This window comes from Streptomyces sp. M41(2017) (assembly GCF_002078175.1).
Taxonomy (GTDB): domain Bacteria; phylum Actinomycetota; class Actinomycetes; order Streptomycetales; family Streptomycetaceae; genus Streptomyces.
Genome location: NZ_MWFK01000001.1, coordinates 4,989,016 through 5,006,334, shown reverse-complemented (window position 1 = coordinate 5,006,334; position 17,319 = coordinate 4,989,016). Strand labels below are relative to the sequence as shown.

Sequence of the window (17,319 nt, the reverse complement as noted above, 5' to 3'; positions counted from 1 at the left end):
GCCGGCCGTTCGCCAGGTGCGGGGCGGGTCCGCGCGGACACACTCCGGGCCTCTCCCGCGTTCACAACCTGGTCCGTCGTCCCGCCCGCGAGCCCGATCGGTGATGTGCCGGACGAGGGCGCCGGCCGCGGCGGCACGGCGGGCGCCCCGCACTGGCCGTACGCCCGGGGAGCGGCCCGCCGGTCCCATGAACCCTTTCCGCGGGGCGACTTGATCGCGCCGCTCGATCGCCGATCGGGCACGAAACGGGCACACTCCGGCCGTGAACAGACACGCGGAGACTCGCTTCCGCGGCCCGTCGCCGCACCACGCCGGCACCATGCGCACCGCTACGTGCCGTGACAACGCCTGTACGGGGCCCCGCCGCGTCTCCGCTTCGCCGACCTCTCGCGGACCGGCTCCCTGGGTGCCGGTCGCCCCGGCCCCGCGACGAGGCGCCACGGAGCGGATGGTGTGAGCGGTCCGCCCCGGCGCCCGAGGCCGGCGCCCGGTCCGGACCCTTGCGAAAACTTGTCCGATACGCGCCAGCGCGCCTCCTGCTCCGCAGGTAAGAGCCATGAAGCCGCGACCGTCGGTACACATCGTGCGTCAGAATGTGAACGTCGACGACGGCCGCCCTGTGCCGTTCCCTGCAGAACGTGAAGGAACGGGACGCCGTCTCCGGTCCTGCCACGCGGTCCCTCCGCAGGCGAACGGTGGTGCGGCGGCCGCACCCGGACCGAGGAGAGGACCCGCGCCATGCGCCAGCCAGCGCCGATTCGCTTTCGCATCCTCGGATCGCTGGAATGTTGGGACGGGGACGAACGCGTCCACGTCGGAGGTCCCGTCAGCGAACGGGTCCTGGTGACGCTGCTCCTCGAACCGCAGCGTGTGCTGCCCGTGCACCGGCTGGTCGAGGCCGTGTGGGACGAGGACGCACCCGCCACCGCCGCGCACCAGGTCCGCAAGGCCGTCGCCGAGCTGCGCCAGCGCATCCCGGACGGACGGACCCTCATCGCCACCGACGGTCCCGGATACCGCGCGGCCGTCACACCCGACCAGCTCGACCTGCTCCAGTTCACCGACGCCCTGCGCCGGGCCCGCGACCACGCGGCCGCCGGTCTTCCCGCGGAGGCCACGGCGCTGCTGCGGGAGGCCGTCGCCCTGTGGCGCGGCCCCGTCCTGTCCGGCAGCGGCGGCGCGGTCGTCGACGCGGCCTCCGCGTCGCTGGAGGAACGGCGGATGACCGCCGTGGAGCAGCTCTTCGACCTCAGGCTCGACGCCGGCGAGAGCGCCGAACTCATCGCCGAGATCCGTGACGCGATCGGCGGGAACCCGCTGCGCGAGACGCTGCGCGGCCAGCTGATGCTCGCCCTCTACCGCTCTGGCCGGCAGGCCGAGGCGCTGGAGGAGTACGGCACGATCCGCGCCGTCCTCGACGAGGAGCTCGGCATCCAGCCCGGCGACGCCCTGCGCGAGCTGCACCAGGCCATCCTGCGCAACGACCCGGCGCTGTCCGCTCCCGCCGCGGCCGCCGCCACGGCGGCTCCGACGGTCACCGGCAGCCGCTCCACGCTCCCCTACGACCTGCGCGACTTCACCGGCCGCGAGGAGGAACTGCACAAGCTCCTCGGGTTCGTCGAGGACGCCACCGGCTCCGGACCACTGATCGTCGCGATCGACGGCATGGGCGGCAGCGGCAAGACCTCGCTGGCCGTCCGCGCCGCCCACCGTCTCGCCGAGCGCTACCCCGACGCGCAGCTCCACCTGGACCTGCGCGGCTACACCCCCGGCGAGGAACCGCTCGCGCCGGCCGCGGCGGCCGAGGCGCTGCTGCGCATGCTCGGTGTTCCGGGCGAGCGCATCCCGGACGACCCGCAGGGCCGCATCGCCCTGTGGCGGTCCACGATGACCAGGCACCGGATGATCCTGCTGCTCGACAACGTGGTCGACGAGGCCCAGGTGAAACCCCTGCTGGCCTCCCCCACCGGCACCGTCGTCCTCGTCACCAGCCGCGCGCTGCTCGTGGACCTGGACGCGGCCCACTCCGTCTCCCTCGGCACCATGGCACCCCCGGACAGCGTCGCCCTGATCGTCGGCATCATCGGGGAGCGCCGGGCGCACGCCGAGGCCGCCGCCGTCGCCGAACTCGCCGACCTCAGCGGGCACTTACCCCTCGCCCTGCGCATCGCGGCGGCCCGGCTGCGCAAACGGCCCCGCTGGACCGTGCGCTATCTCGTGGACCGGCTCCGCGACGACACCCACCGCCTCGCGGAGCTGAGCGCGGGCGAGCGCAGCGTGGAGGTCACCCTGCGGCTGTCGTACGAGGGCCTGGACGCCGACTACCGCAAGTCGTTCCGCCTGTTGGGCCAGCATCCGGGCGCCGACCTCGACGTCTACACGGCGGCCGCACTGCTCGACCTCGGGGTCCGGGACGCGGAGGACATCCTCGAATACCTCCTCGACATGCACCTCGTGCAGCAGCACGAACCCGGCCGCTACGCGTTCCACGACCTCGTGCGCAGTTTCGCCCACATGCTGTCGCGGGCCCGGAGCTCCGGCGGCACCGGCGAGTTCAGCGAGGAGGCGGCCGGGGCGGTCCGCCGGCTGCTGGAGTTCTCGATCACCGCGTCGGACGCCGCCTGCGACCTGCTGTTCCCCGGCCGGGTGCGGATGGCCCGCCCGACGCCCTCGTTCCGTCCCGAACTGGCCCCGCTCGGCACACCGGAGGCCGCCCGCGACTGGTTCGAGCGCGAACAGGACAGTCTCCTCGCGGCGATCGCCCTGGCCTTCCGCCGGGGGCTGGACCGCGAGGTCGCCCTGCTCGCGGCGAACGTCGTCTTCCACCTCGATCTGCGGGGCAGGCTCGACGACTTCCTCGCGCTGTGCCACACCGCGCTCGCCGCGGCCCGCCGGCTGGGCGAAGCCGATCTCCTGCGGCTGAGCCTGTCCAACCTGGCGGTCGCCTGCTGGAAGCGCGGCAGGTTCGAGGACGGGATAGCGGCGGCGGTCGAGGCCCATCGGCTCGCGGTCGACCTCGGCGACCGGCGGGGACAGGCCAAGGACACCGGTGTGCTCGGCCTGTTGCTCGCCACCACCGGCCGCTTCGAGGAGGCGCTGCCCCGGCTGGAACAGTCGATCGCCCTCAAGCGCGAACTGGGCGCCGAACGCGCCGAGGCGGAGTCCCTGTCGAACGTCAGCGGCGTCTACATGGAGCGCGGTCACTTCGCCCAGGCGGTGCAGGCGGCGTCCCGCTCGATCGAACTCGCCCGCAAGATCGGGGCGTCGGAGAAGGAACTCGTGGGATTGAACGACCTCGCGCAGATCCAGCTCGCGATGGGTGACGTCGAGACGGCGGCCCGTACGCTCGCGACGGCCCGCGAACGCGCACCCGGTGTACTGGCCCCGGCGGAACGGGCGTTGCAGCTCGTCCTCTCCGCGGAGGCCGAGGGGCGACTCGGTCGACGGCGGCAGGTGCTGCACTGGGTGGAGGAGGCACTCGCCACCAAGGGGCTGGAGGACGCTCCCGTGCGGGAGGCGACCGTGTGGAACACCGCCGGCCGGTTCTTCCGGCAGGGGGGTGATCACCGGCGGGCGCTGGACCTGCACCGGCAGGCCCACGCCTCCGCGGCCAAGCTGGGTCACCGGGTGGAGGAGGCCTACGCCCTGGACGGCGCCGCCCAGGCCCTCGCGGCGCTGGGGGACGCGGCGGGGGCGGCCGAACAGGGCGCCGCCGCGGAGGAGGCCTTTCAGTCGATGGCCATCCCCGGACGCGTGCGCCGAGGGGACTGACGTCCCCCGACGTTCGGGAGAACGGCGGTTCCGTCGACGCTCGCGCCGCGCACGCCCCGTACCGCCTGCCGTCCGAATGCCTCATGCCGATGCCCGCCGTTGTTCACGGCGGGCATCGGCATGAGGCGCGCGGGTCGGCGGTTGAGGCGCCGCGCCCGGTGGAGCGGTGCTCAGGCGGCGATGGCGTCGGGGCCTTCGTCACCGTCGGCGCCGAGGGCCACCCCGTTCGGACCCTCATCACCCTCGGTACCGGCGGTGACCACGTTCGGACCCTCGTCGCCCAGCGCGCCCGCGGCGATCACGTTGGGACCCTCATCGCCCAGGACGGCCGCGGCGATCACGTTGGGACCCTCGTCACCGTCGGCACCGGCAGCCACCACGTTGGGACCCTCATCGCCGTCAGCACCGGCCGCGACGACGTCGGGACGCTCATCGCCGAGGACACGGGCGGCCACCACGTTCGGGCCCTCGTCGCCCAGGACGGCCGCGGCGATCACGTTCGGACCCTCGTCACCGTCGGCGCCCGCGGCGATCACGTTCGGACCCTCGTCACCGTCGGCGCCCGCGGCGATCACGTTCGGACCCTCGTCACCGTCGGCGCCCGAGGCGACGACGTTCGGACCCTCGTCACCGTTCGTACCGGCCGTGATCACGTTCGGGCCCTCGTCGGAGGCGGGCGCCAGGAACAGGCTGCTGTTCGAGGCCGCGTACCCGGAGAACGTGATGCCGAGGACGGCGTTCGGGCCCTCGTCCGAGACCGGGCCCGCGGCCGTCGCGCCGGCGGCGATGCCGGCGCCGAGGGCCAGGGTGATCGCCGCGTGGGCGAAGAAGCCCGCCGAGGTTCCGAAGCCCTTGCTGATCATGATGTCCGCCTTCTGTCGTCGCGGTGCGGTGCTGACAGAAAGAAAGGTCGCGTCCGGCGCTCCCGGCCCGTTCCGCGTCCGTTACCGCCCTCCCGGGCACGACGGGGAAGCGCCCGGGAACGGCATCGGCGGGGCTCCGGCCACCGTCTTCGCCGCCTCTCGGGGTGCCGAAGACGACCGCCCGTACGGCCCCTGTCGGGCCGTACGGGCGGTCGTCGGGAACGGGGTGCGGCCGATCGCGCGGGGAGCGCGGGGGCCTCAGAGGTGGTCGGGGCGCCGGCTCACCTCCGCACGCAGGAGACGCCCGACGGCGGTGACCGTCTCGGCGGCCTGCTGCGTCGACTCCGCGCTCAGCATCACGTGGCCGTCCGCGCCCGCGCCGTGGCCCGGGATGTCGTCCCCGGACGCGTACGGGAAGTGCACCCGGTGGACGCCGGGCAGCTCGGAGACCGCCTCCAGGCCGGACACCGACAGCAGCCGTCCCGTCGGCAGCCGGTAGGACGCGACGGCCGCGTACCGGTCGGCGGTCGGTACGTTCACGGGTTTCCCGGCGAGCACCTGGACGAGTTCGTCGTCGGCGTCGAAGCCCGTCGCGAGCTCGATCAGTGAGGCCAGTGGCTCGTCGGGCCAGGTCGCGCGGGAGCGCACCACGCGGGGCCCGTCGGCGGTCAGGACGACCACGGTGTAGGCGTAGCCGAACTCGTAACCGGCGAGGTCGAGCAGCTCGGTCACGATCGCGCGCGCCTCGGCCTCGTCCCGTTCCCCCAGGGGCGCCGGGAAGAGGTGACTGCTCGGATGCCAGGCGCCGTGCAGGGCCACGACACCCACGACGCGGTGCATGCCGTCGACGGTGAGGGTCACGACGCCGTACTCGGGGCCCTCCAGATACTGCTCCACCAGATACGAGCGCTCGCCGGCCGTCGCGTCCCGGGCGCCGGCGGTCCCCGGGCAGACGGGAAGGGTGCGGACGGTCACCTGCGCGCCGATCTCCTCGACCGCGGCGGGCAGTTCCTCCGCCGTGCGGGCGCGGGCGGCGGGGACGTACGAGTGCCGGCTGCCGTTGAGCAGGGCCCGCATCGCCGCGGGTTCGCCCAGCAGCCGGGCCGCGTCCGGCGGGTTGGGGGTCAGTCCCAGGCGGGCCGCGGTCCCGGCGACGGCGGGGAGTTCGGCCGTGCCCGCGCAGGCCAGCAGCCGCTGGCTCCCGTGCACGCGGGCCGACGCCTCGATCGACCCGGCGAGGGCGTCCTCGTCCGCGAAGTCGACCTGGTCCACCGGCACTTCGGGCGGAAGGCAGGCGTCGTGGGGCGGGAGCGTGTCCGTGAGCACCCGTACGGCGAAGCCGGCGGCGACGGCCGCGCGCACCAGGCGGGGTGAGGGACAGAGCAGCAGCAGACGCTGCGGAGCACTCTCCGGGGGGTCGGGCTCTCGGTGGCGGTCGGCCGTCGCACTCATGGCTGGCTCCTCGTCTCCTCGACGGCGGGCGGGACCGGACGGGTGGGTCGCCCGCCGATGTCCCACGTGCCCCGGACAACTGATGGTTCGTACATAGGTGGTTGCTTCCTTGCGCGTAAAGGCGCCGGACCGGATCTCCTGGTCGTGCTCCGCGCGTCCCGGCACGGAGTGGCGCTCGACGGGAGTGTCCCGGGGGCCGTTCCCGGATCCCTCCCCGTGCGTTCCCGGCCCGGCACGGATCGCGGCTCCCGTGGACCGCCGACCGGGGAACCGGCCGGGAAGGGATCGGGAACGGGGCGCGGCAGGCTCTGTCCGGGACCTCGACCTACCACGGCGACCGCCAGGATCCCCCCTCGCTCCACCGGGAGCAGATGCACCCCCACCGTCCCGGACCCCTCCGCGGCCGCCTCCCTTCCCCCGACTGGAGCCCCCCGTGAGCGCCACTTCCCAGGAGCCCGCCTCTGTACTGCCCTTCCGACGGGCCGGTGCGGACGCCGGCCGTGCCGTGCCGACCGCCACGCCTCCCGACCTCACCGGTACCGGTCTGCTGCGTCTGATGCGCGAGGACCTGCACGTCGTCGTCGAGCGCGACCCCTCCGTACGGGGCCGGCTGGAGGCGGCGCTGCATCCCGCGCTGACCGCGCTGTGGACGCACCGGGTCGCCCACCGGCTGCACACCCGGGGACACCGGATGGCGGCACGGCTGCTGGCCCGCTGGGCGCGGCGGCTGACCGCCGTCGAGATCCACCCCGGGGCGGTCCTGGGCCGCCGCGTGTTCATCGACCACGGAGCCGCCGTGGTCATCGGCGAGACGTGCACGGTCGGCGACGACGTGACGATCTACCACCAGGTGACGCTCGGCGCGGTCGGCTGGTGGAGCGACAACAACCGGCCCGAGGGCGCCCGCCGGCATCCGGTGGTCGGCCGCAACGTCGTCCTCGGCACGAACGCCACCGTGCTGGGCCCGGTGACCGTCGGCGACGACGCCGTCATCGGCGCGCAGGCACTGGTCAACAAGGACGTCCCGGAGGGGACACGGATGCTGGCCGCCACCGCGACGACGGGCAAGCGGGGCCGCCCGTCCGAGGACGTCATCGCGAGCATCGCCTCGGCCGGCTCCTGGTAGCCCCGTACCTCCCGCGCCCCCCCGACGCCGCCGGCACCTCCATCGTGACCACAGGTCCAACCACCCCGCACCGGACCGTAACTGACGAGGAATCACATCATGCGTACTCTCGCACCGCACACCTCCCGACGGCCCCTTGACCGGCCCGCCGTCGCCGACGGCATCGACGACCTGGTGGGCGCCACCCCACTGGTCCGCCTGCGGCTCGACGGACTGGCGGCGGGCGCGGAGATACTGGCCAAGCTGGAGGCGGCCAACCCGATGTCCAGCAGCAAGGACCGGGCGGCGCTGTACATGCTGAAGGCGGCCGAGGCCCGGGGCGATCTCGCGCCGGGCGGCACGATCGTCGAGGCCACCTCCGGGAACACCGGCATCTCGCTCGCGGCCCTGGCGGCCGCCCGCGGCCACCGCTGTGTGATCGTCCTGCCCGACAACGCGACGACCGAGCGGGTCCGGCTGCTCGCGGCGCTGGGCGCCGAGGTCGTCCAGACCCCCGCCGACCGCGGCTACCCCGGCGCCATCGAGAAGGCCGAGGAGATCCACGCGGCCACACCCGGCTCCTGGTTCCCCTGCCAGCACGAGAACGCGGACAACGTCGAGGCGCACTACGCCACCACCGGACCCGAGATCACCGCCGCCCTCACCGCGACCGGCCGCCGTATCGACACGCTCGTCTGCGCGGTCGGCACCGGCGGGACCCTCACCGGCATCGCCCGCCACCTGCGCGAGCAGGACCCGGCCGTGCGGATCGTCGCGGTCGAGCCGCTGGGATCCCCGCTGCTGTCGGGCGGACAGCCCGGACGGCACCGGATCCCCGGCCTCAACGGCGGGTTCGTCGCTCCCACCACCGACGTCTCCCTGATCGACGAGGTGATCACGGTCAGCGACACGGACGCGCTGCGCACTGCTCGTGAACTCGCCTCAGGGCAGGGCCTGTTCGTCGGTGTCTCGTCCGGAGCGGCCGTGCACGCCGCCCACCTGGTGGCCGCCCGCGCCGAGTACCGCGACCGGACCGTGGTCACCGTCCTGCCGGACACGGGCGAGCGCTACCTGAGCATGTGGGAGGACGTCTCGTGACCCTCTTGGTCTCCACGCTCAGGCGGTTCGGCGACGCGGTGAAGGTCCGCATCGGGGAGACGACGACGACCCGCTACATCGCGCTCGCCGAGACCACCGACGGCCGCCTCGGTATCTTCCACCACCACATGCTCCCCGGTGCCGCCGGAGCGGCCCCGCACTACCACACCCGTATATCGGAGACCTTCTACGTCCTTTCCGGCGAGGTCACCGTCCACGACGGCACGAGCTGGCACACGGCGCACGCCGGCGATCTCCTGCATGTGCCCGAGCACGCGGTGCACGGCTTCCGCAACGACAGCGACGCCCCGGCGGAGATGCTGATCATCTTCACGCCGGCGGAGAACCGCGAGGGCTACTTCACCGGCCTGGCGGAGCTCCTGGCCGACGGCAACGTCCCCACGCGCGCCGAGATGGTGGCGCTCATGGAGAAGTACGACCAGTTCGAGATCGACGAGCCCTGACCTCCCTCTTCCCCGTCCCCCGTCCCTCGCCCCCGTCCCCAACCGTTCGACAACTTCCAGGAGTCATCAGATGAACCCCGTCAACTGGGCCCGTTTCGGCCTCCTCGCCGCCCTCTGGGGGTGCAGCTTCGCCTTCATCAAGGTGTCGCTCGACGCCTTCGAGCCCCTCCAACTCGCTTTCGGGCGGCTCCTCGTGGGCGCCCTCGTCGTGTCGGTGATCCTCGCCGTGACCAAGGGCGCCTTCCCGGACCGGAAGGTCTGGGGACACATCGTCGTCGCCTCGGTGTTCGGCAACGTCGTGCCGTTCACCCTCTTCGCCGTCGGCGAGCAGCACACCACCGCGACCATCGCCGGCGTCATCCAGGGCGCCACACCGCTGGTCACCCTCGGCCTCGCGGCCCTCGCCATCCGCACGGAGAAGCCCACGGCCCGCAAGGTGACCGGTCTCGTCATCGGCTTCGTCGGACTGATCGTCGTCGTCGGGCCGTGGCGCACCCACGGCTTCGGTTCCCTCGGCGGCCAACTGGCCTGTGTCGGGGCGGCGGTCAGCTACGCGGTGAGCTTCGTCTACCTGCGCCGCTTCATCGCCCCGCACAAGATCCCGGCCCTCGCCGTGACCGCCGCGCAGCTCACCTCCGCCATGGTCATCACCGGTCTGATCACCACGTTCACCATCGGCTGGGACCTGCCGGGCGAGCTGACGACCGGCCCGCTGCTGTCGCTCCTGGTCCTCGGCGGCGCGTCCACCGGTATCGCCTTCGTGCTGATGAACCGGCTCATCGCGGACGCCGGTCCCACCACGGCCTCCGGCGTCAACTACCTGGTCCCGGTGTTCTCCGTGATCGTCGGAGCGTCGGCTCTCGGCGAGTCCGTGACGTGGAACGTTCCGGTGGGCGGCGCCGTGGTCATCGTCGCGCTCGCCCTCGCCGAGGGGCGGCTGCCGCTGCCGTCCCGCCGTACCGCCGGCCCGCCCGTGGCCGCCACGGCTCCCGCCCCCGTCGCCGACCGGTCGCAGACGGCGGTGACCCAGGAGGCCTGCTGACCGGGCCGACCGCCGGCCCGCACCACACCTCACCCCACCGCACCGCACCGCATTGCAAGAAACGCCGCACGGCGCGCTCCCGACCCGGGGGCGCGCCGTGCGGCGTTCACGTGTCCGCACCTCCACCGGGGCCGGGGCGAGGGCCTGACCGTCACCGACACCGTTACCGGCACCGGCTCCGTGTTCTGTCAGTCGGGAGGCCGGCAGGTCGGCGCGCCTGCCGGTGAGGGGCGTTCGCCGAGGTACCCGGGCCCACCGTGCTCTTCCCGTGACCGCTCCCGGGGCCGGGAGCGACGTGGGACACGACCGGGAACCCCTCGCGCGAACCTTCGTCAGGAGAAGGAAGAAGGACCGCGGCGACCGCACCGGCCGCCGCACCGTCTCCGCCGAGCAACCGGTCCACGACCCCGCAGCGGTGACACCCCGGTCATCCGGCACCGCTCCGCTCTCGTGCGACGGGACGCACGGTCAGCTCCCGCCGCCGGCGGCCGGCGAGGCCCCAACGGGCACCGCCCACCGCCGCGCTCCCCCACAGCACCGGCAGGCCGACGCCACCGCGCGGCCCTCGACCACAGGAAGCAGCCACCGGCATGCCCCCATCCACCGAAGCTCCCACCACCGCCCTCGGCGACGCCCGCATCATCACCGCTGCGGAGTTCGTGTTCCTCCCCGTCGCCGGGGCCGACCCCACCGCCCGCACCACGGTGGCGACCCCGGTCAGCCCGGCCGCCGGCGCCACCCACGTCACCCTCCACATCGTCCGTATCGCCGCCGGTGAGTCGTACACCCCCGAGCACAGTGCGGCCGAGGAGAACACCGTCGTGGTGTACGCCGGCACCGGAACCGCCGCGGTCGGCGGCAACTCCCGTCCCGTGGAACGCGGTTCGGCCGCCTACGCCCCCACCGGCCAGGCGCTCGTCCTGAGCGCCGACGGCGCCGGAATGACCGCCTACGTGTGGCGCACCCCGCTCGCGGGAGCCCCCGTCGGCGGCGCGCCCGTCCTGCACTCCTCCCTCTGGGACGACACCACGCAGCTGCGCGGCTTCGGGGGGACGGGCCAGATCGAGGCCACCGAACGCCGGGCGACCATGAACTTCGTCTTCTGGCCCGGCAACGGCAGCAGCCGGCTGTGTCTGCACTGCGGCATCCAGCAGCCGGGCGAGACCTTCAGCGTGCACCTCCACCCCGACAGCGACGAGGCGTTCATCGCCTTCGAGGGCGTCGGCCAGATGTACCTGCGCGACCGGTGGATCGACGTCAGCGCCGGAGACGTGCTCTACGCGTCCCCCGGGGTCCTGCACGGCGCCCGCAACCCCCACACCGGTCCCACCGCCCGCCGCTTCGTCACCTGCGGCGGCCCCAGCCCCTACGACCCGGCGCTCTACTCCGCCGCCGGTCACTCCTCACAGGTCAGGTGAACGCAGCGTGTGCCGCATATACGGAACCTTCAACATCCACTCCGACGAGGCCGAACTGCGCCGTGTCGCCGACCTGATGCACCACGGCGGGCCCGACGCCCAGGGTGTCGCGCACCGCTCCGACTGGGCGCTCGGCAACAACCGGCTGTCCATCATGGATCCCGAGGGCGGCGCGCAGCCGTACCATCTCGGCCGGGTCACCGTCGTCTTCAACGGTGAGATCTACAACCACCGTGACCTGCGCGAACGCCTCACCGGCCTCGGATTCCACTTCGACGACCAGTGCGACGGCTCCATCCTGCCCGCGCTGTACCTGACGTACGGGGACCGGTTCGCCGAGCACCTGGACGGCATGTACTCCGTCGCCGTCATGGATCTGCGCAGCACGCCCCGCATGGTGCTGGCCACCGACGACTCGGGCATGAAGCCGCTCTACTACCAGTGGGAACAGGCCGCGGGACGCTTCCACTTCGCCTCGGAACTGCCCGCGCTCCTCGGCTTCTCGGGGGTACGGGCGGAGGAGGACGAGGCGGGACTCGACGCCTATCTGACCTCCAAGACCCCGTTCGGCGACCGCACCATGTTCCGCGGCGTCCAGGTCATGCCGCCGGCCGCCACCGCCGTCCTCAGCCACCGTGACGGACTGCGGATCAGGCAGCGGCCCATGGCCCATGAACGGGGTCTGCGCCCCGACAAGGACCGCACCCTGGACGAGGCCGGCGAGCAGCTGCGCGCCCTGCTCTTCGAGGAAGTCTCGCGCCTCCTCGTGGCCGACGCGCCGGTCGCCGCCGTCACCTCGGGCGGGCTCGACTCAAGCCTCGTCACGGCGCTCGCCGCCGAGGCGCTGCGCGCCGCCGGAGGCCTCGGGAGCCTGCACACCTTCAACATCGCCTACACCGGCACCTGGCCCAGCGACGAACGCGCCTACGCCGCCGAGGTCGCCCGTGCCGCCGGCACCCGGCACCACCAGGTCGAGGTCGATCCGGCCACCTTCCCCGACCTGATGACCGACGTGGTGCGCCACCTCGGGCAGCCCAACGCCGATCCGATCACCCTGTCCACGTTCTCCCTCTTCCGCGCGGTCCGCGACGCGGGCTTCAAGGTCGCCCTCACCGGCGACGCGGCCGACGAACTCTTCAGCGGGTACTCCCGTATGACCCAGGCGGTCGCCGCGCACCACGGTTCCGACTGGATCGACGACTACCTCGACCACCTCGCCGCCGTCCCGCGCTCCCTGCGCGAGAGCCTGTACACCGATGAGTACGCCTTCGCCGTGAACGCGGTCGGCTCCTCGCTGCCCGCCGAGATACGGCGCGTGCTGCACAGCAGCCCCGGCACCCGCCTTCAGCGCATCGGCGCGGTGGAGCAGCGCTACCGGCTGCCGGCCTACCACCTCCGCCGTGTCGACCACCTGTCGATGGCCAGCTCGGTCGAGGTGCGGCTGCCGTTCTGCCAGCCCTCCGTCGTCCGGTTCGCCTCCACCCTCACCGACGCGCAGCGGCTCGTGCCCGGCCAGGGTGTGAAGCGTGCGCTCTACCGGTCGGCCCAGGGCCTGATCCCGCGCAGTGTGCTGGAACGCCCCAAGCAGCCCTTCACCCTCCCGGTGACGGCGATGCTCGCGCCCGGCCAGCGGCTGTGGACCCTCGCCCGCGACGTGCTGTCCCCGCAGACGCTGCGCGCCGACGGACGGATCCGCCCCGAGCGGGTGGACGCGCTCTTCGACGAGCAGGCGACCCGGCCCAGCGACGCGGCCTCCCTCGCGCTGTGGTCCCTGATGTCGCACCAGCTCTGGCGCCAGGAGTTCTTCGCGACGGCCGGAGCGACCTCGTCCGCCCCGCTGACGCTGCACACGCCGGCGCGGGTCCTGCAGGAGGCGGCGGCATGACCGTCAGCCTCGCCCGAGCGCACGGCACGCCGTGCCCCACCGCCGTGATGGACGCGCGGACCCTGCCCGCCTCGGAACCCGAACTGCTCGCCCGGCTGACCGAGTTGAGGTCCGCGCTCGCCGACCACGGTGCCGCGGACGTCCTGAAGAACGCGCTCGTCCAGCCCTCCCGGCACCCCTTGTTCGACCTGGACTACCGCTTCGTCCAGTCGATGCCGGACCGGCTCGACAGCTTCGACCTGCGGGGCTCCTGCGGTCACTCCATCCTCGCCGCGGTCGAGGCGGCGGCCCGCACCGGCATGATCCAGCCCCTGGTGGCGGGCTGCCGGGTCCGGGTCAACGTGCTCAACAACGGGGACAACGTGGTGTGCGAGGCGGAGGAGACCTCCGACGGAGGCACCCGCTTCACGGCGCACTTCCTGTGCTCACCGCCGCGCCCGGTCGACGAGCTCCTCATCACGGGCGAACCGGTCACCGGTATCCGCTTCGAGGGCCGTACGGTGCCGGTGTCCCTGGTGTCGATGGGAAATCCGTACCTCTTCGTGCACGCCGTCGAGCTGGGCGTGCGCACCGTGGAGGAGCTCTTCGCCGACGACCCGCTGCTGTTCGACCGGATGACCCGGCTGCGCCGCGCCGTCTGCGAGGCACAGGGCTGGGACACCACGGGCGCCTTCCCCAAGGTGGCCGCGCTGCTCCCCGACGGTCCCGGCGCCCTCGCGGTGCGCGCCATCTCCGTACCGTCCTGGCACCCCACCGTCGCCCTCACCGGCGCGACCTGCCTCGCGGCGGGCGCCGCCGTGGAAGGCACCATCCCGCACCTGCTGTCCGGCGCGGCCGACCAGCCGGAGAACGGCATGCTCGCCCTGCGCACGCCGGGCGCCACCGTCCGCGCCTCGGCCCGCACCACGGGCGGTCCCCACGACCGCCGGCTCGCCTGGATCTCCGTCGCGGAGAAGCAGGTCGACTACCGCGGCCACTTCCTGCCCGCCCCCACCTCCCAGGAGTTGTCATGGCTTCCGCAGACAGCCTGACCGTGTCCGACGCGCCGGACCTCGCCGACGCACCGCTCCCGCCGCCGGCCACCGGTCTGACCGCGTCGATCCGCGAGCGCCTCGCCGCCTGCGCGCGGGACGCCGACCTGAGCGGCGAACCGGACCGGCGCGCCCTGACTCTGCTGCGCGAGGGCGGACTGCTCGGGCTGGCCCTGCCGTACGAGTACGGCGGGACGGGTGCCGACGCGCACGGGCTGAACACGGCCGTCGAACAGGTGGCGCAGGTCAACGCGTCCGCCTCGATCATGCTCTTCCAGCACTACGCGGTCAGCACCCGCATCCTCGAACACGGCAGTCCCGCGCTGCGCCGCCGGCTGCTGCCCCGACTCGCCCGCGGCGACTGGCTGGCCGCGTCCGCCTGGAGCGAGACGGGTGCCGGAGCGAACAAGAAGAACCTGTCCACCACCGCCCGCAGCACACCCGACGGCGGCTGGGTCCTGGACGGCGCCAAGTCCTTCACCACCAGCGCGGGCCTGGCGGACATCTATCTGGTGCTGGCGCAGACCGAGGAGCCGGTGCCCGGCTCCTCGCCCGACACCGGTTACGGCTCCGCGGGCCAGACGTTCTTCCTGATACCGGCGGACACGCCGGGACTGGAGCCGGACACCTCGATGCGGCTGACCGGTATGCGCGGCTCGGCGACCGGCTTCGTCTCCGTCCACGACTGCCATGTGCCGGACACGGCGCGCCTGGGCGCGGTGGGCGCCGCGGCCTCGATCATCGCCGGTGTCCGGGACAGCGGCGCCACGCTGGGCGCGGTGTCCGTCGGTCTGGCGCAGGCGGCCCTCGACCTGGCCCACGAGCATGCCGAGCGGCGCGGCCTGACGGCCCAACAGGCCGTACGGCACCGGCTGGTGGACATCGCGGGTGAGGTCGAGGCCGCGCGTGCGGTCGTCGAGCGCACGGGCCGTCGTTCGGCCCCGGACCCCGGGATCGCCACGCTGCACTCCAAGCTGTTCGCCTCCTCGGCCGCCGAGCGCGTCGTCAACGCGGTGGAACGGCTGCTGGGTTCGGCCGGCTATGTCGCCTCGAACGAGATCAACCGCTACGGCCGCGACGCGCGCGCCGTCGCCCTGATGGGACCGACCAACGACCTCTGCAAGGAACTGGTGAGTCTGACGTGGAACCGTTGAATCCCGCATCCGAGGACCTTCCCGCCGAACTGGTCGTCGAGGGCGGCCGGCTCGTCACCCCCGACGGTGTCCGTGACGGCACGGTGGTCGTCCGGGACGGCCGGGTCGCGGCCCTGCTCGGTCCGGACGAGCCGCTGCCCGCCGGCCGTCGCCTCGACGCCCGTGGCCGGTATGTGCTGCCGGGTCTGATCGACTCGCACGTCCACTTCCGCACCCCGGGCCTGGAGTACAAGGAGGACTGGGAGCACGGCAGCAGGGCCGCTCTCGTCGGGGGCGTGACGACGGTGGTCGACATGCCCAACACCCGTCCGCCGTCCCTGGACGAGGCGGGGCTGATCGCCAAGGACGCGGTGATCCGCGGCACTTCGTGGGCCGACTACCGCTTCCACCTGGGCGCCGACCCCGACCACCCCGAGCTGCTGGCCGACATCGACCCGCGGATAGCGACCTCGGCGAAGGTGTTCATGGCGGGCCACCACACGGCACCGGTCGTCTTCCGGGACGGCGAGCAGTTGCGGCGGGCCTTCGCCGCGGCGGCCCGGGGCGGCATCAGGCTGGTGCTGCACGCCGAGGACCAGCACGTCTTCGATCTGCTCGACGCGAGTTCGAGCGCCCCGGACTCGTACGGCGAGTACGAGCCGCACCGGCCGCGCTCGGGCGGCATCGTCGCGGTCGCCCAGGTGGTGCACCTGGTGCGGGAGTACGGCACGAAGGCGCACATCCTCCATGTGTCGTCGGCGGAGGAGGCCGACCTGCTGTCGGCCGCCGCCGCCGAGGGCCTGCCCCTCACCTTCGAAGTGACCGGCCACCACCTGTCGTTCACCCACGACGACACCACCCGGCGCGGCCCGCGGACCCGGCTCTCCCCCGCCATCCGCGAGTGCCGCGACCAGAAGCGCCTGTGGCACGCGGTGCTGCACGGCGAGGCCGTCTCCCTCGGCAGCGACCACGCCCCGCACACCGTGGAGGAGAAGAACCGTCCGCCGGCCGACGCGCCACCCGGTCTCCCCGGCGTCCAGGAACTGGCCACGGGCGTGTGGACCGGGCTGCGGACCCGGGGGATCGACCCGGACGAGGCGGCCACGCATCTGGCCCGGCTCATGGGCTCGGGACCGGCCCGGCTGTTCGACCTGCCCGGCAAGGGCCGGCTCGAACCGGGAGCGGACGCCGACCTGACGCTGCTCGACCCGAACACACGCTGGCAGTTCTCCGCGCACGACGTGCAGGCCCTGTGCGGCTGGTCCGCGTACGAGGGCTGGACGTTCACCGGGCGGTTCACCGCCACGGTCAAGGGGGGACACGTCGCGTGGGACATCCGCACGGGCTTCTCCGGCCGTCCCGAGGGCCGCTGGCTCCAGGGTTCGGCCCGGCCTCTGGAGGTGGCACGGTGACGCCGGCGCTGCTCGCGTCGCAGCCGTCGACCGGGGCGGCCCAGGACCTCGGCGAGGCCTTCCGCGCCGCGATGTCCGCCCTGGCCGCCCCTGTCACCATCGTGACCTGCTACGACGACCTGGGCAGGCCGCGCGGTCTGACGGCCAGCGCCGTCAGCTCGCTCTCGCTCAGCCCGCCGCTGTTCCTGGTCTGCCTCGACCGGAACTCCCGTACGCACGACGCCCTGACGGACGCCGAGGACTTCGCCGTGCACCTGCTCGGTCCCGGCGAGGAACACCTCGTGAAGCGGTTCATGCGGCCGGCCGAGCGCCGGTTCGACGACCTCCCGCTGGCGGCGGAACCCCACCGGGCCCCGGTCCTGCGGGACGCGTCCCTGACGCTGACGTGCGTCCGCCACGACATCCTGGAGGGAGGCGACCACACGATCCTGGTGGGGCGGGTGACCGAGGTGGGCGGCGAGCCCGCGCGCTCGGGCGGCCTGGTCTGGCACCGACGCGGCTTCGCGCACGCGCGCCGGCCGTGAACCGGGGCGGGGGCTGCCGCCGCAGCGCGGCCGGCGGCCCCCGCCCGGACCCGGCGAACGCTCCGTCCCTTCCCCACCCAGCCTGCGGGCGCCGTCGGCGCCCCGCGCACGACAGACCGGA

General features: G+C 73.4%; 13 protein-coding genes. 11 read left to right on the top strand and 2 right to left on the bottom strand.

All coding sequences use genetic code 11. From position 1 onward, the window contains the following. Nucleotides 1–738 precede the first annotated feature (738 nt). Nucleotides 739–3,771: a BTAD domain-containing putative transcriptional regulator gene (locus tag B0675_RS21835; RefSeq protein ID WP_081220494.1), complete on the top strand. Its 3,033-nt coding sequence runs from the start codon at nt 739–741 to the stop codon at nt 3,769–3,771. A 170-nt stretch (nt 3,772–3,941) separates the two neighbouring features. Here B0675_RS21835 and B0675_RS21830 read toward each other — a convergent pair whose 3' ends face one another. Both B0675_RS21830 and B0675_RS21825 read right to left on the bottom strand, forming a co-directional pair. Then, nucleotides 3,942–4,634: a hypothetical protein gene (locus B0675_RS21830; RefSeq protein WP_081220493.1), complete on the bottom strand. Its 693-nt coding sequence runs from the start codon at nt 4,632–4,634 to the stop codon at nt 3,942–3,944. A 258-nt stretch (nt 4,635–4,892) separates the two neighbouring features. After that, nucleotides 4,893–6,086, bottom strand: a complete 1,194-nt coding sequence (locus tag B0675_RS21825; RefSeq protein WP_081220492.1) for a hypothetical protein — start codon at nt 6,084–6,086, stop codon at nt 4,893–4,895. A gap of 556 nt (nt 6,087–6,642) precedes the next feature. Between B0675_RS21825 and epsC the strand changes: the two genes are divergently transcribed. From epsC to B0675_RS21775, 10 genes are all read left to right on the top strand, one after another. Continuing rightward, nucleotides 6,643–7,212, top strand: coding sequence for a serine O-acetyltransferase EpsC (epsC, locus tag B0675_RS21820; RefSeq protein ID WP_179165420.1), 570 nt, complete (start codon nt 6,643–6,645; stop codon nt 7,210–7,212). A gap of 99 nt (nt 7,213–7,311) precedes the next feature. After that, nucleotides 7,312–8,289, top strand: a complete 978-nt coding sequence (locus B0675_RS21815) for a cysteine synthase family protein (protein ID WP_081220491.1) — start codon at nt 7,312–7,314, stop codon at nt 8,287–8,289. Further along, nucleotides 8,286–8,753 (top strand): cupin domain-containing protein, encoded by a 468-nt coding sequence (locus B0675_RS21810; RefSeq protein WP_081220490.1) that lies wholly within the window; start codon nt 8,286–8,288, stop codon nt 8,751–8,753. Before B0675_RS21815 ends, B0675_RS21810 begins: the two co-directional genes overlap by 4 nt. 70 nt (nt 8,754–8,823) lie before the next feature. Next, nucleotides 8,824–9,795, top strand: a complete 972-nt coding sequence (locus B0675_RS21805) for a DMT family transporter (RefSeq protein WP_081220489.1) — start codon at nt 8,824–8,826, stop codon at nt 9,793–9,795. Between the two features lie 590 nt (nt 9,796–10,385). Then, on the top strand, nt 10,386–11,213 hold the full coding sequence (locus B0675_RS21800; RefSeq protein ID WP_081220488.1) for a cupin domain-containing protein: 828 nt from the start codon (nt 10,386–10,388) through the stop codon (nt 11,211–11,213). 7 nt (nt 11,214–11,220) lie between these two features. After that, nucleotides 11,221–13,098 (top strand): asparagine synthase (glutamine-hydrolyzing), encoded by a 1,878-nt coding sequence (gene asnB, locus B0675_RS21795; RefSeq protein WP_081220487.1) that lies wholly within the window; start codon nt 11,221–11,223, stop codon nt 13,096–13,098. Continuing rightward, the gene (locus tag B0675_RS21790; RefSeq protein WP_081220486.1) at nt 13,095–14,129 is read left to right on the top strand and encodes a PrpF domain-containing protein; all 1,035 of its coding nucleotides are present in this window, start codon (nt 13,095–13,097) and stop codon (nt 14,127–14,129) included. Before asnB ends, B0675_RS21790 begins: the two co-directional genes overlap by 4 nt. Next, nucleotides 14,108–15,283, top strand: a complete 1,176-nt coding sequence (locus tag B0675_RS21785; RefSeq protein ID WP_081220485.1) for an acyl-CoA dehydrogenase family protein — start codon at nt 14,108–14,110, stop codon at nt 15,281–15,283. Before B0675_RS21790 ends, B0675_RS21785 begins: the two co-directional genes overlap by 22 nt. Continuing rightward, entirely contained in the window at nt 15,271–16,674 is a 1,404-nt protein-coding gene (locus tag B0675_RS21780; RefSeq protein WP_081220484.1) for a dihydroorotase family protein, read from the top strand. Before B0675_RS21785 ends, B0675_RS21780 begins: the two co-directional genes overlap by 13 nt. Beyond that, entirely contained in the window at nt 16,671–17,198 is a 528-nt protein-coding gene (locus tag B0675_RS21775) for a flavin reductase family protein (protein ID WP_241539834.1), read from the top strand. The genes B0675_RS21780 and B0675_RS21775 overlap by 4 nt, the downstream gene beginning before the upstream one ends. Nucleotides 17,199–17,319: the final 121 nt, after the last annotated feature.